The following is a 22,442-nucleotide window of genomic DNA, read 5'->3' on the forward strand; positions in this document are numbered from 1 at the left end:
CGTTATTCTGTTTCTTCTTTTTTAAGTTTGCGGTATTCCTCGAGAGTGACAGTAATTTCTGCCCCAAGCAAGACGATACACCACGTCCAGTACACCCAGACAAACAAAATCGGCACCACCGCTATCACGCCATAAATCAGCTGGTACGACGGAAACGCCGTGATATACAGGGCAAAGGCTTTTTTACCCGCCTCAAACAGGAGCGCCGCCACCAGCGAACCCACCAACGCATCGCGGGTACGCACCCGGGTCGTGGGGACAATGCTGTAAAGCAGCCAGAAAGCCGCCCAGGATAAAATTAACGGGAAGATCCGCAGCACATCATCAATCACGCTGTTCAGATCGCTCGCCCAGCGTAACGACAGCAAATAAGAGCTGATCGCCAGGCTCGCCCCTGCCAGCAGCGGCCCCAGCGTCAGGATCATCCAGTAAACCGCAAAAGAGTAAATTTTTGGCCGTGTCCGGGCACTGCGCCAGATAGTATTCAGTGCGCTATCGATCGAATACATCAGCAGCAGCGAAGTGACAATCAGCCCGAAAGCCCCGACGGCCGTCATCCGGCTGGAGTTTGCGACAAACTGCTCGATATAGCCCTGAATGACATCCCCCGTCGCCGGGATAAAATTCGAGAAGATAAAGTGGCGGATCTGCCCGCTCACCTCGGAAAACATGGGAAATGCCGAGAATAACGCGAAGACGACGGCAATCAGCGGCACCAGAGAGAGTAACGACACATAGGCGAGGTTTCCCGCCAGTGTCGTCATATTGTCTTCATCAATACGCCGCCAGAGCAGTTTTATCCAGGCCACAAAGGGCCGGGTACGATGCTTTGCTTTTTGATGAACGATTTTGAACATAGTTATTTCGCAAAGTAAGCGGGGATAGTCTCCTTTCCGGTCACCAAAATACTGGTTATCCCCAACTGGTCAGCCCCAGCTATATTATCGGCGTTATCATCAAAAAAGACCGCATCTTGCGCAGAAAAACCCTCTGATTGCAGAACGCTTTGGTAGATCCGCGCCTCGGGTTTGCGCATCCCCATCTCCTGGGAAAGATAGATACGATCGGCGGCGGCGCGTATCTGCGGGTATTCATCCGGCCAGAACGTGGTATGCAGGCGGTTGGTATTCGACAGCACCACCACGCGATGTCCCTGCTCACGCAGTTTTTGCATGATGGCGATAACTTCCGGGCGCAGAGTGACAAACACGGCCTGCCAGCCGTGGGCGAATTGTTCGTAGCTCAGCGGCATATTCATTTCATGGCACATCGCTTCGGCAAAGGCCTCATCGCTGATTTCGCCACGCTCGTGCTGGTGAAACGCCTCGCCCATGGTGAAATGCTGCTTGAGCGTCGCGAGCGGTATGCGGCTCAAATCACTCCATGTCCCAAGCACCCGGTTGAAATCGATGTCGACAATCACATTACCTAAATCAAAGATATAGAGCATTTTTGTCTCCTTCCGCACCCTGGATGTTTAACTGTAGCGGGAAAGGAGAGGTTTGACTATGGGGGGAATATCAGGAGAGCCATCAGGCCGCAGAGTCTCGCGGCCTGATGGCGTCAGGGAGCATTGACGGGCCGGGCGTTACGCCTCTGCCGCCTCTAACGCACGTTTTCTTTGGCTAATGCGTTTCACCAGTAACACCGAGACTACGGCGCCGCAGAACGCGAAACAGGCCATAATACCGAAGACAATTTTATACCCCAGGATCCCAGGGTTGAGGTCGAGGATATAGCCGTACAGGCTGAAGCAGAACATGGCAGGGGCATAACCGATAAAACTGCCCAACGCCATGGCAGCCCCAGTCTGGCTTTCCGCGATCTTAGCCTCACCAATTGGCGCAAAGAAGACCGCACGCTGGGTAAATACGATGGCCCCAAAACCTAAGGTACAGGCCATCCCCAGATAAACCGGCATGCTTTCATGAGGAAGCAGAATCAAGACCACCAGCGCAGCTGTGCTGATAAAGAAGGTGTAACACAGGTATTTACTAGGTGACTTCAGTATCTTATCGGAGATCATCCCGCCAACCGGGCCACCGATCATCTTCAGACAATACTGGTTAATAATGCCGTAAGCCCCGACCAACGCCACAGGCAGAAGATAGATGTTTTTCAGGAACGGAATAAAAAATGTCAGCCCGCAGTAGACGGCGTAAACAAAAAAGACGTTAAAGGCAATCAGCCATATCGTTTTGTCTTTCAGTACGGAAGAGATGCTGGTGTTTTTCTTATCTGACGGCTCACTGTCAGCGGCTGCGACTTTGACGTCGTCGTCGTCCTGATTCAGCACGAAGAAGATAATCACCCCGACGCTGATGACGATGATGGAATAAAACCAGATCCCCGCTTTAAAGCCTAACAGGCCGCTGCCGAACCAGGCAAAAACCGCCAGCGCAGAGAACGCGACGATGGTATCGACAATGCCGCGCCCGGTTTCAAAGAAGCCAAATAACCGCCCCTGCTGTTCACTATTTCCCAGGCGGCTGACGGATTTTAATAGCACCGGCCAGTTCATCATGTCGCAGGTGACACCAAACAGCGCCCAGACAAAAAGTATGCCCCAGTACCCCGGCATGGTTGTCAGATAGATACCTAACAGACCGGTGGCGATAAGTGAAAAAGACATGGTGTACTTACGCGGCAACTTATCGGCAAAATAAATGGAAAGAAAGAAACCAACAGTTGTGACAAAGGAGTTCACAGACATAGCATTCCCAATCTGACCATTGGTCAAATGAAAATATTCCTGCATCGGTATATAGAAAGCATCCTTTAGCGAAGGCAGTTTATAAATCGTACCGCCACACAACGTCAATAAGCTAAAGAGTGCCCATTTCTTTCTTGTGAGCATATGATTCCTTAATGATTTTATAATCATTTCGTTTTAAAAGGAAAAAGAACCCTGACCACACCTGGCGGGTGGCATATATAAAAATAAAAAATCAGAGCTTAAAATTAATATTTAATAATATGGCTGGCCTCACTTTTTATTTGCTGGAGGGTGGTTCTGACAAATTCTAACTGGCGAATGGCATCTGCTTTTTCTTTCACTAAGCGTGCTTCCAGCAGCGCGGCATCGGGTAAAGGGGTTTCACTCATTTCACGCCATGGGATCCACGGGTTGTCACCTTCATCAGCAAAACGGAATGCCGGAGCATAGTAGTCCACCTCCTCTTCCAGGCCATAAGCCATTACCTGAGGCTGCTCATCACCCAGACAAATCAGCCTGGTCAGTAAATCTTTAAAAGGCATATCCCCCTGACCGGAGCTGCAGGCCTGATGTCCGAGGCCATTATCCTCGTTGATAATTAAGGCATCTTTAATATGCACCTGAGTAATAAAAGGTGACATCGTCTCGAGGGCATTCAGCGGATGCTCGTTGGCGTTAATCATGTTTGCAAAATCAAACAGCAGCGAAAGAGACGACATCCCGCTTTGTTCAATCAGCGCCACCAGCTCGTGGCTTTTCAAATCTTCATGTTGTTCGAGCGTAAACGTCAGACCGCTATCCTGATAGCGGTCTTTAATATACTGGATATCAAGGTTAATTTTTGGCAGAACGTCTTGTAAATGACCCTCGTAACGAGGATAAAAGCGAACAGAGGTGGCGCCGGTTTTTAATGCGATGCGGGTAGCATGATCGATAGCTTGTTGATCCGAGGCGCTGGTTTCTATATGCACATCAAGCTGTAATTGTTTTGCTTTTTCTGCAAATTCGGCAAGTTCGATATCATTCATATTGCCGAGAGAACGCGTTTCACCATCGAGCACATGAATTTTCACACCTCGCAGATGATTCTCATGCGCAATATCTAATAAATCACCAGGTAATATCCGCTCAAGGCGCATATTAAAATGGTATGCATAGGCGTGAAGATAAAGGGGAAGATTATCTACACGAGCGAGAATTTTTTCTGCATCGTATTTCGTTAGCATAAGACACCTACAAGTTAATAAAAAGGTCGACTGCCTCAAACCGCCAATATTCAATATCGATCTGAATGATATTGCCATTACTGTCAGCCCGGTGTTTCTCAATAAGAATGGCAGGCATGCCTGGGGAGCCGCCAATAAATTTACCAATATCACCCGACATTCTGACCGGTTTAAACACCAGTTTTTTCGTTACGACGTCCTTTTGGTACTCATTTTTCCAGACCGAGGAGAAAGACTGATTGTCGAGTTGTTCAATAAACCCGGGGGCAACATTGGGGTTAATAAACGTCTCATGATAAAACACTTTATGTCCTTCCAGCGCACCCCAACCGGTAATGAGATACAGCTCATCCGACGGCGTTGTTGCGAGAAGCGGCCGTGCGGCATCGGGAAAGCTGGCAGTACGGCTCTTGGCGATAAACCCCCAGGAGGGCTCCCTGCCCTGTTCCAGCGCGGCACGCTGGAAGCTGGCAGACAGCTCCGGGCTGTAGTTAAAACGCGGCTGGGTAACAAACCATCCCTTGCGGTCTTTACGGAAAATTCGCGATTCCGCTTCCAGGCTCAGGAGTGCCTGACGCAGGGTCATACGCTTAATGCCCAGCAGCTCCCCAAGCTCTCTTTCAGAAGGAAGTTTACCGCCCGGTGCCGTTATCCCTTCCCTCAACCAGTGGTCTAATTTTTCTTTCGCATTTTCGACGGTTGATTGATTCATCGTTATTGTTTAGCCCATTTGGTTTAAACCAGATAATGAATCTTACTCTTACGCGCAAAAAAATAGCAATATCTACATTATTCTTTGGGGATAAATGTGACCGGCCTCTCCTCGGTAAAGAAGCTATAGTCCGTTGATGTGAGTGATGGTGGGGGATTGCAGAACTTCAGGGCAAAAAAACCCCGCCATAGCGGCGGGGTTCAGGCATCGATAAGAAGCGAAAATTAGTCTTCTTTCGAACCGCGCATTGCGCGTTTACGATCGTTCTCGGTCAGATGACGCTTACGAATACGTACAGAGGTCGGCGTCACTTCTACCAGTTCGTCGTCATCGATGAACTCCAGAGCCTGCTCCAGGGTCATTTTCTGAGCCGGAACCAGGGTGGTCGCTTCATCGGTACCTGACGCACGCATGTTGGTCAGTTTCTTACCGGTCAGGCAGTTTACTGTCAGGTCGTTAGAACGGCTGTGAATACCGATGATCTGGCCTTCATATACTTCCGCACCGTGACCCAGGAACAGCTTACCGCGGTCCTGCAGGCTGAACAGTGCGAAGGCAACTGCTTTACCCTGACCGTTGGAGATCAGAACGCCGTTCTGGCGCTGGCCAACATCACCCGCACGAACATCATCGTAGTGGCTGAAGGTGGAGTACAGCAGACCAGTACCGGAGGTCATGGTCATGAACTCAGAACGGAAGCCGATCAGGCCACGGCTTGGGATCACGTAGTCGAGACGTACGCGGCCTTTGCCATCTGGATTCATGTTTTTCAGGTCGCCTTTACGCTCACCCAGAGCCTGCATGACAGAACCCTGATGCTGCTCTTCAACGTCCAGCGTTACGTTTTCAAACGGCTCTTGTTTACGGCCGTCGATTTCGCGGAAGATAACTTTCGGACGGGAAACCGCCATCTCGAAACCTTCACGACGCATGTTTTCGATCAGAACAGACAGGTGCAGCTCGCCACGACCAGAAACGCGGAATGCGTCAGCATCCGGAGTTTCTTCAACACGCAGCGCTACGTTGTGCACCAGCTCTTTGTTCAGGCGGTCAAGAATCTGACGAGAGGTAACGTACTTACCTTCTTTGCCACAGAACGGAGAGGTGTTAACGCAGAAGAACATGGAAACGGTCGGCTCATCGACTGACAGCGCCGGCAGCGCTTCAACATTCTGCGGATCGCAGATGGTGTCAGAGATGTTCAGCTCGCCCAGACCGGTGATCGCGATGATATCGCCAGCTTCAGCAACATCACTCTCGATACGTTCCAGACCCAGGTGAGTCAGTACTTTACCGACTTTACCGTTACGGGTTTTGCCTTCGCTATCAACGATAGTGATCTGCTGGTTCGGCTTCACTTTACCGCGTTTGATGCGGCCGATGCCGATGACGCCAACGTAGTTGTTGTAGTCCAGCTGGGAGATTTGCATCTGCAGCGGGCCATCCAGGTCAACGTTTGGTGCCGCAACACGATCGACGATGGTCTGATACAGCGGAGTCATATCGTCAGCCATATCTTCGTGATCCAGACCCGCGATACCGTTCAGCGCAGAAGCGTAAACGATCGGGAAGTCCAGCTGCTCATCAGTCGCATCAAGGTTAACGAACAGGTCAAATACCTGATCGACGACCCAGTCAGGGCGTGCGCCCGGACGGTCAACCTTGTTGATGACCACGATTGGCTTCAGACCATGAGCAAATGCCTTCTTGGTTACGAAGCGCGTCTGCGGCATCGGGCCATCCATTGCGTCAACGACCAGCAGCACGGAATCAACCATGGACATGACACGTTCAACTTCACCTCCGAAGTCGGCGTGCCCTGGGGTATCAACGATGTTGATACGATAGTCGTTCCATTTGATAGCGGTGTTTTTAGCGAGGATGGTAATCCCACGCTCTTTCTCCAAATCGTTGGAGTCCATCACTCGCTCTTGAGTTTCGGCACGAGCATCAAACGTACCGGATTGCTGCAGCAGCTTATCGACCAGGGTAGTTTTACCATGGTCAACGTGCGCGATGATGGCGATATTACGCAAATTTTCGATCACAACTTTGCCTCAGGCATTTAGAAATAGCGCGTTATTGTACACGGATTAATCGCAGTACAAAACAGGATCACAAACATCCTCCACAAACAAGTATTGCAGAGTTTCTTTGTGATCGCTTTCACGACGCGTTAAAAGGGTTTTTATAGGTGGTTTGCACCAAACTGGTGCCCAATGTTCACACAATTGCACTATATTGGTGCAATGCATTCATAATGGTGCAGCCCTTTTGCACGATGGAGTGCATGATAACGCCTTTTGGGGGCAATTTAAAAGTTGGCACAGATTTCGCTTTATATTTTTTAAGGCAACAACGCCACTTTACGTAGCAAAAAAGTTTTCGTTACCACGACGACAATGACCAATCCGGGAGAGTTTAAGTATGTCCGCTGAACACGTTTTGACGATGCTGAACGAGCATGAAGTGAAGTTTGTCGATCTGCGCTTCACCGATACCAAAGGTAAAGAACAGCACGTCACAATTCCTTCTCATCAGGTGAATGCCGAATTCTTCGAAGAAGGCAAAATGTTTGATGGCTCCTCGATTGGTGGCTGGAAAGGTATTAACGAATCAGACATGGTTCTGATGCCGGATGCGACCACTGCGCTGATCGACCCGTTCTATGAAGAACCGACTCTGATTATCCGCTGCGACATCCTGGAACCAGGCACCCTGCAGGGCTATGACCGTGACCCGCGCTCCATCGCCAAACGTGCGGAAGAGTATCTGCGTTCTACCGGTCTGGCAGACACCGTACTGTTCGGGCCAGAACCAGAGTTCTTCCTGTTTGACGACATCCGTTTCGGCGCGTCTATCTCCGGTTCCCACGTTGCTATCGATGATATCGAAGGCGCATGGAACTCTTCCACCAAATATGAAGGTGGTAACAAAGGTCACCGTCCTGGCGTGAAGGGCGGTTACTTCCCGGTTCCACCGGTAGACTCCTCACAGGATATCCGTTCTACCATGTGTATGATCATGGAAGAAATGGGCCTGGTTGTTGAAGCTCACCACCACGAAGTAGCGACCGCAGGTCAGAACGAAATCGCTACCCGCTTCAACACCATGACCAAAAAAGCGGACGAAATTCAGATTTACAAATATGTGGTACACAACGTTGCTCACCGCTTCGGCAAAACCGCAACCTTCATGCCAAAACCGATGTTTGGCGATAACGGTTCCGGCATGCACTGCCACATGTCTCTGTCCAAGAACGGCGTAAACCTGTTCTCTGGCGACAAATATGCTGGTCTGTCTGAGCAAGCGCTGTTCTACATTGGCGGTGTTATCAAACACGCTAAAGCGATCAACGCCCTGGCAAACCCGACCACCAACTCTTACAAGCGTCTGGTCCCGGGTTATGAAGCACCGGTTATGCTGGCTTACTCTGCCCGTAACCGTTCTGCCTCTATCCGTATTCCGGTAGTAACCTCTCCGAAAGCACGCCGCATTGAAGTGCGCTTCCCGGACCCGGCTGCTAACCCGTACCTGTGCTTCGCAGCGCTGCTGATGGCTGGTCTTGACGGTATCAAGAACAAAATCCATCCGGGCGAAGCCATGGATAAAAACCTGTACGATCTGCCGCCGGAAGAAGCGAAAGAGATCCCACAGGTTGCAGGCTCTCTGGAAGAAGCACTGAACGCGCTGGACGCGGACCGTGAGTTCCTGACTGCTGGTGGTGTATTCACCAACGACGCGATCGATGCTTACATCGCCCTGCGTATTGAAGAGAACGACCGTGTACGCATGACTCCGCACCCGGTTGAGTTCGAGCTGTACTACAGCGTCTGATTTTGCTGTAAATCCTGGGTATGCCATGTTGTGGCGTGGCATATCAAGGGTATTTTGTTGCCGTGGAAACTTTCAGCCCATCTCAGGATGGGCTTTTTTCTCCACCAACATGCTGATCTCATGCGCTTTTTATCCATAAAAAGCTATACTGCACTATAACAGTGCACTCATTTCAGGAGACTGTCAGATGGCAACAGGCACTCAGCCCGATGCTGGGCAGATCCTTAACTCTTTAATCAACAGTATTTTATTGGTCGATAACGACCTGGCGGTGCATTACGCGAACCCGGCAGCGCAGCAGCTTCTGGCACAAAGTTCACGTAAGCTTTTCGGCACGCCACTCCCGGAACTGTTGAGCTATTTTTCCCTGAATATTGGCCTGATGCAGGAAAGCCTGCTCGCCGGCCAGGGGTTTACCGATAACGAAGTCACGCTGGTTATCGATAGTCGTTCCCATATCCTGTCCTTGACGGCACAGCGTCTGCCTGATGGCTTCATTTTGCTAGAGATGGCGCCGATGGATAATCAGCGTCGCCTGAGCCAGGAACAGCTGCAACACGCACAGCAAATCGCCGCACGGGATTTGGTTCGCGGGCTGGCACATGAGATTAAAAATCCGTTAGGTGGCCTGAGAGGAGCCGCGCAATTGCTGAGTAAAGCATTGCCTGACCCTGCACTGATGGAATACACCAACGTGATCATTGAACAGGCCGATCGCTTAAGAAATCTTGTCGATCGCCTGCTGGGACCGCAACACCCGGGGATGCACGTCACTGAAAGCATCCACAAGGTCGCGGAGCGAGTCGTGAAGCTGGTATCCATGGAGCTGCCGGATAACGTCAAACTTATTCGTGATTACGACCCTAGCCTGCCGGAACTGCCGCACGACCCCGACCAAATTGAACAGGTTTTGCTGAATATCGTGCGCAATGCGCTGCAGGCTCTGGGGCCAGAAGGGGGCGAGATTACCTTACGTACCCGTACCGCCTTCCAACTGACCCTGCACGGTGTACGTTACCGCCTTACTGCGCGTATTGATGTCGAAGATAACGGCCCGGGCATCCCGCCCCAGCTGCAGGATACGCTGTTTTATCCTATGGTCAGCGGGCGCGAAGGCGGCACCGGTCTGGGGCTCTCCATCGCCCGCAGTCTTATCGATCAGCACTCCGGAAAAATTGAATTTACCAGTTGGCCGGGACATACCGAATTCTCGGTATACCTGCCTATTCGGAAATAGAGGTGTTTATGCAACGAGGGATAGCCTGGATCGTTGATGACGATAGCTCCATCCGTTGGGTGCTTGAACGCGCGCTAACCGGAGCAGGCTTAAGCTGTACAACATTTGAAAGTGGCAACGAGGTGCTTGACGCCCTCACCACCAAAACGCCGGATGTCCTGTTATCTGATATTCGGATGCCGGGAATGGACGGTCTGGCGCTCCTGAAGCAAATTAAACAGCGTCACCCAATGCTCCCGGTCATCATAATGACCGCGCATTCGGATCTCGACGCGGCGGTCAGCGCCTATCAACAAGGCGCCTTTGATTACCTGCCAAAGCCGTTTGATATTGATGAAGCGGTCGCGCTGGTTGACCGGGCGATCAGCCACTATCAGGAGCAGCAGCAGCCGCGCAATATTACGATCACCAGCCCGACGGCCGATATCATCGGTGAAGCGCCAGCGATGCAGGATGTTTTCCGTATCATCGGACGTCTGTCGCGCTCCTCAATCAGTGTATTGATCAACGGTGAGTCCGGGACAGGTAAAGAGCTGGTTGCACATGCGTTGCATCGCCATAGTCCGCGCTCAAAAGCACCATTTATCGCGCTGAACATGGCGGCGATTCCAAAAGACCTGATCGAATCCGAACTCTTTGGTCATGAGAAAGGGGCTTTTACCGGCGCCAACACCGTGCGTCAGGGGCGTTTTGAGCAGGCCGACGGCGGGACGCTTTTCCTTGATGAAATCGGCGACATGCCGCTGGATGTCCAGACACGCCTGTTGCGTGTTCTGGCCGATGGCCAGTTCTATCGCGTTGGCGGCTATGCGCCGGTGAAAGTGGATGTGCGCATTATTGCCGCCACCCACCAGAACCTTGAGCAGCGCGTACAGGAAGGAAAGTTCCGTGAGGACCTGTTCCACCGCCTGAACGTAATTCGTGTGCATCTCCCGCCGCTACGTGAGCGTCGCGAGGATATTCCACGACTGGCCCGACATTTCCTACAAATTGCCGCCCGGGAACTGGGCGTCGAAGCCAAACAGCTGCATCCGGAAACGGAAACCGCGCTCACTCGCCTGGCCTGGCCTGGCAACGTGCGGCAGCTGGAGAACACCTGTCGTTGGCTGACCGTGATGGCCGCGGGCCAGGAAGTACTGACTCAGGATCTCCCCAGCGAGCTGTTTGAAACGTCAATTCCGGATAGCCCGACTCATATGCAGCCGGATAGCTGGGCAACGCTGTTAGGGCAATGGGCCGACCGCGCGTTGCGATCCGGTCATCAAAACTTGCTTTCAGAAGCACAGCCGGAAATGGAGCGTACGCTGCTGACTACCGCGCTGCGCCACACGCAAGGGCACAAACAGGAAGCTGCTCGTCTGCTGGGATGGGGACGTAATACGCTGACACGCAAGCTGAAAGAGTTAGGCATGGAATAAAGGCTATAGACCCCGGCAAACGCCTCGTTTGCCGGGGTTGCGTTTAAATCACCCGGGAAAACTGCTGCATCCGCGCTTTCTGGCGCAAATAGGTATCAAAGCACATGCAAATGTTGCGAATCAGCAAGCGGCCTTTCGGCGTCACCTGAATCCCCTTCTCACCAACATCCACCAGCCCGTCTTTTGCCAGCGGCGCCAGCAGGGCCAGATCGTCGGCGAAATAGCGCTGAAAATCGAGATCCCAGCGGGCTTCTATCGCCGAATAATCGAGGCTGAACTGGCAGATCAACGCTTTGATAACGTCACGACGAATACCGTCATCGCGGGTCAGGGCGATGCCGCGCCAGAGTGCGTCTCCGCGTTCATCAACCTGTTGATAATAGAGCTTCAACTCTTTCTGGTTCTGCGCGTAAGCGTCGCCAATCATGCTGATCGCCGATACCCCCAACCCCAGCAGGTCCGAATCACCCTGGGTTGTGTAGCCCTGGAAGTTGCGATGCAATACGCCTTCACGCTGGGCAACCGCCAGCTCATCATCCGGACGAGCGAAGTGATCCATCCCGATAAACTGATAGCCGGCCGCGGTGAGCGACACGATAGTCTCCTGCAGGATATCCAGCTTCTGCTCCGCGGAAGGCAGGTCGGCATCTTTGATTTTACGTTGGGCGGCGAATAGCGTCGGCAGATGCGCATAGTTAAAGACGCTCAGGCGATCCGGGTTAAGCTCAGCCACTTTTTGCAGCGTAAAGGCGAAGCTCTCCGGCGTCTGTTTTGGCAGGCCGTAAATCAGGTCAATATTGGTCGACGTAAAGCCAATCTCACGAGCATGGTTGAGCAAGGCAAAAATAAAGGCTTCATCCTGCTCACGGTTGACCAGGCGCTGAACCTCTTTGTTAAAGTCCTGCACCCCCATACTCAGGCGATTGAATCCTTCCGATCGGAGATGATCCAGCACATCCAGTTCAATTTCGCGCGGATCGACTTCTATCGAGATCTCCGCATCAGCGTTAAAATTGAAATGGCTGCGCAGCAGTTGCATCAGTCGGCTGATTTGCGCTTTATTCAGGTAGGTAGGGGTGCCACCACCCCAGTGCAGCTGGTTCACCTGACGCCCGCTAAAAAGCGGCGCACGATGAATAATCTCCTGCTCCAGGACATCCAGATACTGGTCGGCTTTATGCTGCTGGCGGGTCACAATTTTATTGCAGCCGCAGAAATAGCACAGCTTGTGGCAAAACGGGATATGCACATACAGCGACAGCGGGCGCTGCGGATAGCGGGCCACCGCCTCACCAAATTCAGCCGCACCAAATTCAGGAGAAAACTCCAGTGCGGTGGGATACGAGGTATAACGCGGCCCGGAATAGTTATATTTCTGGATCAGGGCCAGATCCCAGTCGATTAACTGCTCAGACATGCTCACTCCTTCCGATGGTGCCGCCGACGGGTACGCCGCCCCGGCCCAACCATATCTCGGGTAATGAGCCGGTTGCGCAGCCATTTCTGACGCCGCGACAACCGTCGTAGTTTAGCGAATAACCACAGCAGATAACATATAACCAGAAGGGTTATAAGCAGGACCGGGAATCCGACTGAGTGCAAACGTTAGTTTCCACCCTTCAGCAAGCGCATCATATCTTCCTGACGCTCTTCTTCTTCTTCATCTTCGTCATCGTCGTAGGACAGGCCAAGCTGCTGCATCAGCTCATCAATACGATCGAGTTTGGCATCAACCCAGGTCTGCTCTTCAGCATTCAGGGAACCACCCTCTTCCAGACGTTCCAGCAGCGCGTCCAGGCGCTCATCGTTTTCCAGCAAATCCAGCTCAGCCTGCGGTGAAAGCATAGGTTTCTCGCTCTTCGGTTTGTGCTGCTTAGGAGCCGGGGTACTTTCAGTGACGCCCAGCGGAATCGGTTTTTTACTTCCAATACGTGGATCTTGCTGTTGGCCCTGTTTTTTGCCAGATGAGGCGGTATCACCACCGGTTGCGCGGCTCCCTGCGACGTGGCCACGATGTTTTTTCTGGCGCTTACGGTCGCGGGCTTCCTGATTCATTTCTTCACGGGTTTTGCGCTGCGTTTTGCTGCGGGGTGCAGATGTCGGTTTTTTCATGTCAGTAATCTTCAGATTCGTTTTCTTCAGTATAGAATTGAGGCGGAATCTAGCAGAAAGCAAGCAAAGAAAAAAGGCGACAGATTACACTGTCGCCTTTTTCCTCACTGACAACCCTTAACGGGTTTCCACTTTCCTTGTTAGCTAACGACACACCCTGTCTTTCCTTTAGCTAATAACAGTCCTTGTTACATCCCTTTCCTTATAAAAACGTCTCCAGACGTTTGTCATCCTGACTGTATTCCCTGGTCTTCGCCTCCTGGCGCTCCTGACGACTCATCCTGAGTGTGTGTCCTGTCGGCTTCCTGGCCCTTGCCTGCTACTTTACCGTCTCATACAAATCCTACAACCACTTGTGATGCAAAACCGGTTATTTCAGATTTATACACTTTCACAGAACAATGATTTTTAAATATTTTTTTAATAATCCACGCAATGCTTTCATCAATAACCCCTAAACAGAATGGACAATGTCTCACAAAGAGCATGGTTTTAATGACATCAGGGAGATGCGGTAAAAACGGTCTTTTTCTGCTGTTCAGGTATAATCCCCACCATAGCCTTATTTAACGGAGACGACAGTCTTGACCAACTGGAACTATCAACAAACGCATTTTGTCACCAGCGCGCCCGATATCCGCCATCTTCCATCTGATACCGGTATCGAAGTCGCCTTTGCTGGTCGCTCAAATGCCGGCAAATCCAGCGCACTGAATACGCTCACTAACCAGAAAAGCCTGGCGCGTACTTCTAAAACGCCTGGCCGCACCCAGCTTATCAACCTGTTTGAAGTTGCCGAGGGCAAACGCCTGGTCGACCTCCCGGGATATGGCTACGCACAGGTGCCGGAAGAGATGAAGATCAAATGGCAGCGCGCACTGGGTGAATACCTGGAGAAGCGTCTGTGCCTGAAAGGTCTGGTGGTACTGATGGACATCCGTCATCCGCTGAAAGACCTTGATCAGCAAATGATTGAATGGGCAGTGGAAAGCGATATTCAGGTGCTGGTGCTGCTGACAAAAGCCGATAAGCTCGCCAGCGGTGCACGTAAAGCACAGGTGAATATGGTGCGTGAAGCAGTTCTCGCCTTTAACGGTGATGTGCAGGTGGAACCGTTCTCTTCGCTGAAGAAATCAGGCGTGGATAAACTGCGGCAGAAGCTCGATAGCTGGTTCAACGAAATCCCACCGCAGGAAGCGATCGAAGACGGCGAGTAATTCCTGCCTTTCCCCGGATAACGGTGTCTGACACCTTATCCGGGCTGCATTTCCCGCCCGGGTAACACGCCAGAAATTTTCTTTCGCGCAATAAAAAACGCCCCGGTCATAAATGACCGGGGCGGCTAAAATATTCAGCCAAATCCGATTACGTGAAGTAAAAGGTCTGAAAGATAGAACATCTTACCTCTGTACCCTACGTCATTAACTCTACTCTTCTTTCGATGAGGGAGAAAGCACTTTTTGTAGTTTTTTTTCACTCTTTACATAGCAAATTCAAATGATCATCACAAAATACGATAAGTTATGTTGCTTACTTACAGAAAATCACCTTATCCGCTGAATACTTAGTGCGCTTGATCCCAGTTTTCACCGCTCCCCACTTCCACCAGCAGCGGTACCGCCAGCGTGGTGCAGTTTTCCATCAATTCATGGACCTTTTTCGCCACCATTTCAAGATCGTCTTTATGCACTTCAAAGACTAATTCATCGTGGACCTGCATGATCATCCGCACGCGCGGTTGCTCAGTCAGCAACCACCCATCGACCGCGATCATTGCGCGCTTAATAATATCGGCAGCCGTTCCCTGCATCGGGGCATTGATCGCCGCACGTTCCGCTCCGGCACGGCGAGCGCCATTGCTGGATTTGATGTCCGGAAGGTAGAGGCGGCGGCCATCCAGAGTCTCGACATAGCCCTGCTCTTTCGTCTGAGCACGGGTGCGCTCCATGTAATCGAGTACGCCCGGATAGCGTTCGAAGTAGAGGTCCATGTACTTTTGTGCCTCTTTACGCGGGATGTTGAGCTGACGGGCGAGGCCAAATGCGCTCATGCCGTAGATCAAACCGAAGTTAATCGCCTTGGCACTACGACGCTGCTCGTTGCTCACGCTCTCCAACGGCAAGCCAAACACTTCTGCCGCCGTCGCGCGGTGGATATCTTTTCCTTCGGCGAACGCCGTCAGCAGGCCTTTATCGCGCGACAGATGCGCCATAATTCGCAGCTCAATTTGCGAGTAGTCAGCAGAGACAATGAGGTAATCCGTTGGCGCGATAAACGCCTGACGGATACGCCGCCCTTCCTCGTTACGTACTGGAATGTTCTGCAGGTTTGGATCGGTGGAAGATAAACGCCCGGTGGCGGTCACCGCCTGGTGATAGGAGGTATGCACACGCCCGGTCTTCGGATTAATCATCAGCGGTAGCTTGTCGGTATAGGTCGACTTCAGCTTCGCCAGCCCACGGTATTCCAGAATCACCTTCGGCAGGGGGTAATCCAGCGCCAACTCTTCCAGCACCTCTTCCGACGTCGAAGGTGCACCGCCCGGGGTTTTCTTCAGCGGCTTAATGCCCTGTTTTTCAAACAAAATGGTTTGTAGCTGCTTAGGAGAAGAGAGGTTGAACTCTTCACCCGCGATCTCATAGGCTTTTTGTTCCAGCTCGATCAGACGTTTGCCAATCTCCTGCGAATGGGCGTGCAGAACTGCCGGATCGATTTTAACGCCGTTACGTTCCACGCGGGACAGTACCGGGACCAGCGGCATCTCAATCTGTTTAAAGATGTTCAGCGGCCCTTCATGCTGCTGCAGTTTCGGCCACATCTTCAGGTGCAGCTGCAAGGTCACGTCGGCATCTTCCGCCGCGTAGCGCCCCGCTTCTTCCAGCGCGATCTGGTTGAAGGTCAGTTGGTTTTTACCTTTGCCCGCAATTTCTTCAAAAGTAATAGTTTTGTGCTTCAGCCAGCGATCGGCGAGGCTGTCCATATCATGACGACCGGCCACGCTATCAAGGATGTAGGATTCCAGCATGGTGTCAAACGCGATACCACGCAACTCGATGTCATAGTTCGCCAGAATCCCGCGGTCATATTTCAGGTTTTGCCCGACCTTCTGCAGTTTTTCATCTTCCAGTAGCGGTTTCAGCAGCTCCAGCACGCGCTCGCGGGGGATCTGATCCGGCGCATCCAGATAGTCGTGGGCTACCGGAACATAGGCCGCCAGACCGGGCTCAATCGCGAATGACAAGCCAACCATATTGGCAGAGATGTTATCCAGGCTGTCCGTTTCCGTATCAAACGCAAACAACGGCGCTTTCTTCAGCCTGGCGATCCATTCGGTCAGGGTCTGTTCATCCAGGATGGTGACGTAGTTGTCTGCGGACAACGTTGAGGCAACCTCCACCTCTTCTTCAGCCACGGTAGCCGATTCAGCGTCTGCTGGTTTTACCGAGGATTTAACGCCTTTAGTCTGCATCCATTTGCCGGATTCAACATCGGTGATCCAGCGCTTAAATTCATATTTTTTGAACAGCGCCAGCAGGTCGTCCGCAGCCGGCGGCAGCACGTGCAGCTCTTCACAGCCCAGATCCAACGCAACGTCGGTTTTAATGGTGGCCAGCTTATACGAGAGATACGCCAGATCTTTATTTTGCTCCAGCTTCGCCGCCATGGTTTTCGCACCGCGGAAGGTCAGCCCGGCAATTTTATCTGGCTCAGCGTACAACGTATCCAGTCCGCCCAGACCCTGCAGCAATGCCTGTGCCGTTTTCTCGCCCACGCCCGGCACGCCAGGAATGTTATCCGAGGAGTCACCCATCAGCGCCAGGAAGTCGATAATCAGCTCAGGGGGAACGCCATACTTGGCCACGACTTCATCCGGACCGAGGATCGTGTTGGTCATGGTATTAATCAGGGTGATCCCCGGCGTCACCAGCTGCGCCATATCTTTATCACCAGTGCTGATCAGCACCGGACGGCCCACTTTTTCCGCTTCGCGCGCCAATGTTCCGATCACATCGTCTGCTTCAACGCCAGGCACCGCCATCAGTGGCAGTCCCATCGCTTTTACCATGGTATGCAACGGCTCAATCTGCGCCCGCAGATCGTCCGGCATCGGCGGGCGATGGGATTTGTAATCCTCAAACAGTTCATCACGGAAGGTTTTTCCTTTAGCATCAAAGACCACGACCGCATGGCTCGGCTGATACTGCAGGATCAGGCTCCGCAGCATATTCAGCACGCCATACATGGCGCCGGTCGGCTCACCAGCGCTGTTGGTCAGCGGCGGGAAAGCGTGATATGCCCGGTAGAGATATGAGGAGCCGTCGACGAGGATGAGAGGGTTTTCTGGGATCTGAACCATAATTTCCGTGCCTGTTTATCAGATTATCGGTAAAGGATGCCACAGACAGGCCTGAAAACCTGAATTATTCCCGCATTTCATCGAAAAGATTCGTTGATCCGGTCGATCATGCGCCGATGATATCTGTGGATAACTTTGTGCATAGTTTTACAAGGATAGCTATCCAGCCTGAAAATAAATAGCAGAAAAGACAAATATCAGTTATTTATCAATGCATTACTAATTGATCCTTGTGCTTAATATCATTCTGATGACTCAATGTTCCATGTGGATATAAGATCCGCCTTTTTTTCTGTTCTGGTAAGACCCGTCATTTGCCGCGTTTTCTGGTAAAATCAGCCTCTTGCACCATTTAATGGCGCTCTTTATCAGCCTAACTTTCTGAATAAACTAACTATGTCGAGATTACTCGCTGCGATAACGCTTCCGATGAGTATCGCCCTTACTATCTTAGTCACCATTATCTGTTCCGTACCGATAATCATCGCCGGGCTGATTAAACTTCTTATACCTCTTCCCGTGGTATGGCGTGCGGTATCCCATTTTTGTAATTTCATGATGTACTGCTGGTGTGAAGGGCTAGCGCTGCTGCTTTACCTCAACCCCTGGCTGAAGTGGGATGTACAAGGCCTTGAAGGGCTGAACAAGAAAAACTGGTATCTGCTTATCAGCAATCATCATAGCTGGGCAGATATCGTGGTGCTCTGCGTGTTGTTTCGCAAACACATCCCAATGAATAAGTACTTTCTGAAGCAACAGTTGGCCTGGGTGCCTTTTATCGGACTGGCTTGCTGGGCGCTGGATATGCCCTATATGCGGCGTTATTCACGCGGCTATTTAATCCGCCATCCTGAGCGCCGTGGTAAGGATGTTGAAACGACTCGCCGCTCCTGCGAGAAATTCCGTTCACACCCGACGACCATCGTGAATTTTGTTGAGGGTTCGCGTTTTACCGAAGAGAAGCAGCACCAGACCCGCTCGCCTTACCGTAACTTATTGCCTCCCAAGGCTGCGGGCATCGCGATGGCATTAAACGTGCTCGGATCTCAGTTCGATAAGCTGTTAAACGTCACATTATGCTACCCGGAAAACAGCAAGAGACCGTTTTACGACATGCTGAGCGGCCGGCTAACGCGAATAGTTGTGCGTGTTAATTTGATTCCCGTAGCGGAAGAACTGCACGGTGATTATGTGAATGATAAGAACTTCAAACGTCGTTTTCAGCGTTGGTTGAATGTGCTGTGGGAAGAGAAAGATCGGCAGCTGACAGAAATCATGCAGCAAAAAGACAGAAACGTTCGTTAGGTAGAAAACAAAAACGCCGGTCATTGACCGGCGTTATTTTTTACTTCTTCTCAACCAGTTGCTTCACGGTATCTGCATATTGGGCGACAAAGGCGTCCATATTGCTGGTATCCATCCCCTGCGGGTTCAGCTGGTATTTACCATTGACGTACATCGCCGGCACACCCTGCAGCTGCAGGTCAGCAGCCGCTTTTTCCTGCTGAGCAACCAGGGATTTCACCACGAAGCTGTTCCATGCCGCATCGTAGTCTTCGCCTTTCACACCAGCATCAACGAATACTTTACGAATATCGGCAACAGTCTGCACGGTCTGAGTTTTCTGTACCGCTTCAAACATCGGCACGGTTACCTTATCTTCAACGCCCAGCGCCATCGCCACGGCCCACGCCTGAGTTAAGTCCTTGCCCAGCGGCCCCAGGAACTCAACGTGATATTTGGTCATTTTGACGCCTTCCGGCAGCTTTTTCTTCACGTTGTCAGAAACGTGCAGCACTTCTTCAAACTGATAGCAGTGCGGGCAGTAGAACGAGAAGAACTCGAGCACCTGCGGCTCACCGGCTACGGGCTTATCAAGGGTGATGTACTGCTTACCGTCGGTGATCTGGGCAGCGGATGCGCTGAAAGCCAGAATCATACCAGCCAGCGCCAGCCAAATTTTTTTCATGCTTAAGTTTCTCCTGAAAATATCAAATTAATACATCGGCGTTAACTGAAGAGGGGGTTCTTGCAGAACCTTCACCTGCTCAAGAAAAGTAGCTGTCTGCCCGCGCCAGTAATCTTCCCCGGTTAGCCATGGGAAATTTATAGGGAAAGCAGGATCGTCCCAACGCCTGAGCAACCATGCCAGATAATAGACTAACCGCATGGCGCGTAAAGGTTCGATAAGGGCAATTTCGTCCGCATTAAATGGACTGAATTCTTCATACGCTTCGATGATCATCTCCAGCTGCATTCTCTGCTCGGCTTTATCACCGTTAAGCAGCATCCAGAGATCCTGAATGGCCGGCCCGCTGCGCGCATCATCTAAATCGACAAACAGTGGACCATCCCGCCATAGGATGTTGCCGGCATGGCAATCGCCGTGCAGACGCAGGACTTCCGTATTGCCGTGCCATTGCGCCATCACGGCCGCAATCAGCTTGTCGGCAGCATGAAGAAAACTCTGCTTCAGGCCAGCGGGGATCAGCGTTGAGTGTTCAAATACCTCGCGCGGAGCAAGTAAATACTCATCGACTCCGATCTCCGGACGCGCGATAAATTTCTGCTTGCGCCCGGTCTGGTGCAAACGCCCCAGATAGCGGCCGACAGCCTCCATTTGATCAAGGTTATCTGACTCAAACTGGCGCCCGCCCAAGCTTGGGAATACCGCAAAGTAGAAGCCCTGGTGTTGATGAAGCGTATTGTCGTTAAACAGCAGGGGCGCAGCGACAGGGACGTCATCCTGCTTAAGCTGGAGGGTAAACTGGTGTTCTTCGATGATCTGTGCGGCAGACCAACGTTCAGGACGATAGAACTTCACCACATAGCGATGACGATCTTCGTCCTGGAACTGGTAAACGCGGTTTTCATAGCTGTTAAGCGGGGTAAGCCCGGAGTCCACCCGCATCCCCAAATCAAACAGACCATCGATGATGGTATCCGGGTTAAGCGTCTGAAAATTGAAAGCCTTATCGTGCATCCTGACATCCGATAATCGTACGAATAGTTTAGGATATCATCTCATCAGCCGTTTCGTGGCAGCACTTACAACCTTTTACTCTTTAATCACACCACGCGCGCGTAGTAAGGCCGTTTTGAAATCTTCTTCATAATCCTTCTGAATTCCAGGGATCACCGCCTCTTTTGCCGAATCACGCATTTTCAGATGATAAATCAGAATATCGTCGGAAAGATCGGTCAGTTCGCCGTCATAACCGGCTTCTTTCGCCAGTTTCTGCAAGAATTGCATCAGGTTCAGTTCCGGCTCTTTCTGCCAGGCTGGCTGGAGGAGTTCAATTACTTCATTCAGGCGTTTACATTTCATGCTCATGCTCCTTACTCTTGATGAGGACACGTTAACAGGGTCAATCCCACAATGAAAGAGGCGATATTGATATGCAAGGCGAGGTCATAACCGGCGTGGTGTTAGCGGGCGGAAGAGCCACGCGCATGGAGGGGGCGGATAAGGGATTGCAGTTGCTCAACGGAAAGCCATTATGGCGCCATGTTGCAGAAGCACTTTCCCCTCAGGTGAAAAACCTGGTCATTAGTGCTAACCGCAATCTCGATCGCTGGCATGCAAGTGGGCTCCCGGTTTATACCGACAATCTCTCCGACTTCCCCGGCCCTCTGGCCGGGATGCTCTCTGTGATGCAGCAGACAGACAGTGAATGGTATCTCTTTTGTCCCTGCGATACGCCGTTTATACCCTCGTTTTTGGTTGAGCGCTTTATGCAGCATAAAGGCTCCTCTCCTGTCGTCTGGGTGCATGATGGAGAACGCGATCATCCTGCGATAGCCCTGATGCATCGCCAACTGATTGGCGAACTTGCCGCATATCTTGCCGCTGGCGAACGACGAGTGATGGTGTTCATGCGCCAGAGCGGCGGACATCATGTTGATTTTAGCGAGGTCAGATCGGCGTTTGTTAACGTCAATACGCTTACCGATCTGCAGAACATGCAGGAGCCATCATGATCCCGGTTCTCGCCATTTCCGCCTGGAGCGGTACGGGTAAAACAACCTTATTAAAGAAATTGATCCCCGCATTGCGCGCAGAGGGCCTGCGTCCGGGTTTAATCAAACATACCCATCACAATATGGATGTCGATAAACCGGGTAAAGACAGCTACGAGCTACGTAAAGCCGGGGCCGCTCAAACGATTGTGGCCAGCTCAGAACGCTGGGCGCTGATGACCGAAACCCCGGATCAACCAGAACTGGATTTACACTGGCTGGTCAGCAGGATGGATGCATCAACGTTGGATGTGGTGCTGGTAGAAGGGTTTAAGCATGAACCGGTAGCGAAGATCCTGCTTTTTCGGCAAAACAGCGGACATGATGCAGCCGATCTTGTTGTGGATGAACATGTCATTGCGATAGCCAGTGATACACAAATTGAAACTGCGCTTCCGCAATTAGATTTGAACGATATTCCGCAGATCGTGGCGTTTATCCGGCAGTGGTTAACAGAAGCATAGCGGTTGCGTTAAGTTGCTGCAGTAAACGCAAAAAGCCCATCCGTCAGGATGGGCTTCTGTATTGTCTGATGGCCGGAGACACCTTTCCCCGGTGAATCGCAGACAAAACAAAAGGCCCGGTCTTTCGACTGAGCCCTTTGCTTTAGCAGATAAACAAAAAAACCCCATGCTTTCGCATGAGGTTTCTTTGCTTTATTTGATGCCTGGCAGTTCCCTACTCTCACATGGGGAGACCCCACACTACCATCGGCGCTACGGCGTTTCACTTCTGAGTTCGGCATGGGGTCAGGTGGGACCACCGCGCTATCGCCGCCAGGCAAATTCTGTTATCAGGATGCTAAAA

The 22,442-nt window shown here is 51.6% G+C and carries 19 protein-coding genes and 1 rRNA gene; 7 read left to right on the forward strand and 13 right to left on the reverse strand.

The features are described from left to right. Positions 1 to 2: 2 nt before the first annotated feature. The 6 genes from ACMYSP_RS12205 to typA form a co-directional block, all read right to left on the reverse strand. Positions 3 to 857 (reverse strand): virulence factor BrkB family protein, encoded by an 855-nt coding sequence (locus tag ACMYSP_RS12205; protein ID WP_434586963.1) that lies wholly within the window; start codon positions 855 to 857, stop codon positions 3 to 5. Between the two features lie 2 nt (positions 858 to 859). Beyond that, positions 860 to 1,450 carry a glucose-1-phosphatase gene (yihX, locus tag ACMYSP_RS12210; protein WP_434586964.1) on the reverse strand — a complete coding sequence of 197 codons (591 nt, stop codon included), beginning with the start codon at positions 1,448 to 1,450 and terminating at the stop codon, positions 860 to 862. Between the two features lie 138 nt (positions 1,451 to 1,588). Continuing rightward, the gene (locus ACMYSP_RS12215) at positions 1,589 to 2,857 is read right to left on the reverse strand and encodes an MFS transporter (RefSeq protein WP_434586965.1); all 1,269 of its coding nucleotides are present in this window, start codon (positions 2,855 to 2,857) and stop codon (positions 1,589 to 1,591) included. A gap of 104 nt (positions 2,858 to 2,961) precedes the next feature. Further along, entirely contained in the window at positions 2,962 to 3,942 is a 981-nt protein-coding gene (locus tag ACMYSP_RS12220; protein WP_434586966.1) for a sugar phosphate isomerase/epimerase family protein, read from the reverse strand. A gap of 7 nt (positions 3,943 to 3,949) precedes the next feature. After that, positions 3,950 to 4,660 (reverse strand): GntR family transcriptional regulator, encoded by a 711-nt coding sequence (locus ACMYSP_RS12225; protein ID WP_434587070.1) that lies wholly within the window; start codon positions 4,658 to 4,660, stop codon positions 3,950 to 3,952. A gap of 218 nt (positions 4,661 to 4,878) precedes the next feature. Further along, a complete protein-coding gene (typA, locus tag ACMYSP_RS12230) occupies positions 4,879 to 6,702 on the reverse strand; it encodes a ribosome-dependent GTPase TypA (protein ID WP_123758054.1) in 1,824 nt (607 codons plus the stop codon). Positions 6,703 to 7,081: 379 nt separating this feature from the next. Here typA and glnA point away from each other — a divergent pair, with 379 nt between their 5' ends. From glnA to glnG, 3 genes are all read left to right on the forward strand, one after another. Then, positions 7,082 to 8,491 carry a glutamate--ammonia ligase gene (gene glnA, locus ACMYSP_RS12235; RefSeq protein ID WP_123710481.1) on the forward strand — a complete coding sequence of 470 codons (1,410 nt, stop codon included), beginning with the start codon at positions 7,082 to 7,084 and terminating at the stop codon, positions 8,489 to 8,491. A 187-nt stretch (positions 8,492 to 8,678) separates the two neighbouring features. Next, positions 8,679 to 9,728, forward strand: a complete 1,050-nt coding sequence (gene glnL, locus ACMYSP_RS12240; RefSeq protein WP_123758055.1) for a nitrogen regulation protein NR(II) — start codon at positions 8,679 to 8,681, stop codon at positions 9,726 to 9,728. 8 nt (positions 9,729 to 9,736) lie between these two features. After that, a complete protein-coding gene (glnG, locus tag ACMYSP_RS12245) occupies positions 9,737 to 11,146 on the forward strand; it encodes a nitrogen regulation protein NR(I) (RefSeq protein WP_123758056.1) in 1,410 nt (469 codons plus the stop codon). A gap of 43 nt (positions 11,147 to 11,189) precedes the next feature. On the opposite strand, the gene hemN is transcribed toward glnG, so the two are convergent. Further along, positions 11,190 to 12,563, reverse strand: coding sequence for an oxygen-independent coproporphyrinogen III oxidase (gene hemN / locus ACMYSP_RS12250; protein WP_434586967.1), 1,374 nt, complete (start codon positions 12,561 to 12,563; stop codon positions 11,190 to 11,192). A gap of 188 nt (positions 12,564 to 12,751) precedes the next feature. Further along, positions 12,752 to 13,258: a Der GTPase-activating protein YihI gene (yihI, locus tag ACMYSP_RS12255; RefSeq protein ID WP_434586968.1), complete on the reverse strand. Its 507-nt coding sequence runs from the start codon at positions 13,256 to 13,258 to the stop codon at positions 12,752 to 12,754. Between the two features lie 584 nt (positions 13,259 to 13,842). Between yihI and yihA the strand changes: the two genes are divergently transcribed. After that, on the forward strand, positions 13,843 to 14,475 hold the full coding sequence (gene yihA, locus ACMYSP_RS12260; RefSeq protein ID WP_123758060.1) for a ribosome biogenesis GTP-binding protein YihA/YsxC: 633 nt from the start codon (positions 13,843 to 13,845) through the stop codon (positions 14,473 to 14,475). 347 nt (positions 14,476 to 14,822) lie between these two features. Here the strand turns inward: yihA and polA are convergent, their stop codons facing one another. After that, the gene (gene polA, locus ACMYSP_RS12265; RefSeq protein ID WP_434586969.1) at positions 14,823 to 17,615 is read right to left on the reverse strand and encodes a DNA polymerase I; all 2,793 of its coding nucleotides are present in this window, start codon (positions 17,613 to 17,615) and stop codon (positions 14,823 to 14,825) included. 396 nt (positions 17,616 to 18,011) lie between these two features. Between polA and ACMYSP_RS12270 the strand changes: the two genes are divergently transcribed. After that, a complete protein-coding gene (locus tag ACMYSP_RS12270; RefSeq protein ID WP_434586970.1) occupies positions 18,012 to 18,920 on the forward strand; it encodes an acyltransferase in 909 nt (302 codons plus the stop codon). Positions 18,921 to 18,960: 40 nt separating this feature from the next. Here the strand turns inward: ACMYSP_RS12270 and dsbA are convergent, their stop codons facing one another. The 3 genes from dsbA to ACMYSP_RS12285 form a co-directional block, all read right to left on the reverse strand. Next, on the reverse strand, positions 18,961 to 19,584 hold the full coding sequence (gene dsbA / locus ACMYSP_RS12275) for a thiol:disulfide interchange protein DsbA (RefSeq protein ID WP_123758063.1): 624 nt from the start codon (positions 19,582 to 19,584) through the stop codon (positions 18,961 to 18,963). 27 nt (positions 19,585 to 19,611) lie between these two features. Then, positions 19,612 to 20,598 carry a serine/threonine protein kinase gene (locus tag ACMYSP_RS12280; RefSeq protein ID WP_434586971.1) on the reverse strand — a complete coding sequence of 329 codons (987 nt, stop codon included), beginning with the start codon at positions 20,596 to 20,598 and terminating at the stop codon, positions 19,612 to 19,614. 75 nt (positions 20,599 to 20,673) lie between these two features. Beyond that, a complete protein-coding gene (locus tag ACMYSP_RS12285; RefSeq protein ID WP_132731766.1) occupies positions 20,674 to 20,943 on the reverse strand; it encodes a YihD family protein in 270 nt (89 codons plus the stop codon). A 71-nt stretch (positions 20,944 to 21,014) separates the two neighbouring features. Here ACMYSP_RS12285 and mobA point away from each other — a divergent pair, with 71 nt between their 5' ends. After that, positions 21,015 to 21,596, forward strand: coding sequence for a molybdenum cofactor guanylyltransferase MobA (gene mobA, locus ACMYSP_RS12290; protein ID WP_434586972.1), 582 nt, complete (start codon positions 21,015 to 21,017; stop codon positions 21,594 to 21,596). Then, positions 21,593 to 22,099: a molybdopterin-guanine dinucleotide biosynthesis protein MobB gene (mobB, locus tag ACMYSP_RS12295; RefSeq protein WP_434586973.1), complete on the forward strand. Its 507-nt coding sequence runs from the start codon at positions 21,593 to 21,595 to the stop codon at positions 22,097 to 22,099. The genes mobA and mobB overlap by 4 nt, the downstream gene beginning before the upstream one ends. A 201-nt stretch (positions 22,100 to 22,300) precedes the next feature. On the opposite strand, the gene rrf is transcribed toward mobB, so the two are convergent. Beyond that, positions 22,301 to 22,416: ribosomal RNA gene (gene rrf, locus ACMYSP_RS12300) — 5S ribosomal RNA — on the reverse strand. Between the last annotated feature and the right edge of the window lie 26 nt (positions 22,417 to 22,442).

Origin of the sequence: Klebsiella sp. R390, assembly GCF_051131745.1 — a bacterium.
Lineage (GTDB): Bacteria > Pseudomonadota > Gammaproteobacteria > Enterobacterales > Enterobacteriaceae > Klebsiella.

Bases quoted from the DNA above. Each gene is read 5' to 3' on its own strand.
- glnG (WP_123758056.1), top strand. From the start codon at position 9,737: ATGCAACGAGGGATAGCCTGGATCGTTGATGACGATAGCTCCATCCGT.
- yihX (WP_434586964.1), bottom strand. From the start codon at position 1,450: ATGCTCTATATCTTTGATTTAGGTAATGTGATTGTCGACATCGATTTC.
- mobB (WP_434586973.1), top strand. From the start codon at position 21,593: ATGATCCCGGTTCTCGCCATTTCCGCCTGGAGCGGTACGGGTAAAACA.
- glnL (WP_123758055.1), top strand. From the start codon at position 8,679: ATGGCAACAGGCACTCAGCCCGATGCTGGGCAGATCCTTAACTCTTTA.
- ACMYSP_RS12220 (WP_434586966.1), bottom strand. From the start codon at position 3,942: ATGCTAACGAAATACGATGCAGAAAAAATTCTCGCTCGTGTAGATAAT.
- hemN (WP_434586967.1), bottom strand. From the start codon at position 12,563: ATGTCTGAGCAGTTAATCGACTGGGATCTGGCCCTGATCCAGAAATAT.
- ACMYSP_RS12270 (WP_434586970.1), top strand. From the start codon at position 18,012: ATGTCGAGATTACTCGCTGCGATAACGCTTCCGATGAGTATCGCCCTT.
- ACMYSP_RS12280 (WP_434586971.1), bottom strand. From the start codon at position 20,598: ATGCACGATAAGGCTTTCAATTTTCAGACGCTTAACCCGGATACCATC.
- ACMYSP_RS12285 (WP_132731766.1), bottom strand. From the start codon at position 20,943: ATGAAATGTAAACGCCTGAATGAAGTAATTGAACTCCTCCAGCCAGCC.
- mobA (WP_434586972.1), top strand. From the start codon at position 21,015: ATGCAAGGCGAGGTCATAACCGGCGTGGTGTTAGCGGGCGGAAGAGCC.
- dsbA (WP_123758063.1), bottom strand. From the start codon at position 19,584: ATGAAAAAAATTTGGCTGGCGCTGGCTGGTATGATTCTGGCTTTCAGC.
- yihI (WP_434586968.1), bottom strand. From the start codon at position 13,258: ATGAAAAAACCGACATCTGCACCCCGCAGCAAAACGCAGCGCAAAACC.
- ACMYSP_RS12215 (WP_434586965.1), bottom strand. From the start codon at position 2,857: ATGCTCACAAGAAAGAAATGGGCACTCTTTAGCTTATTGACGTTGTGT.
- ACMYSP_RS12205 (WP_434586963.1), bottom strand. From the start codon at position 857: ATGTTCAAAATCGTTCATCAAAAAGCAAAGCATCGTACCCGGCCCTTT.
- glnA (WP_123710481.1), top strand. From the start codon at position 7,082: ATGTCCGCTGAACACGTTTTGACGATGCTGAACGAGCATGAAGTGAAG.
- polA (WP_434586969.1), bottom strand. From the start codon at position 17,615: ATGGTTCAGATCCCAGAAAACCCTCTCATCCTCGTCGACGGCTCCTCA.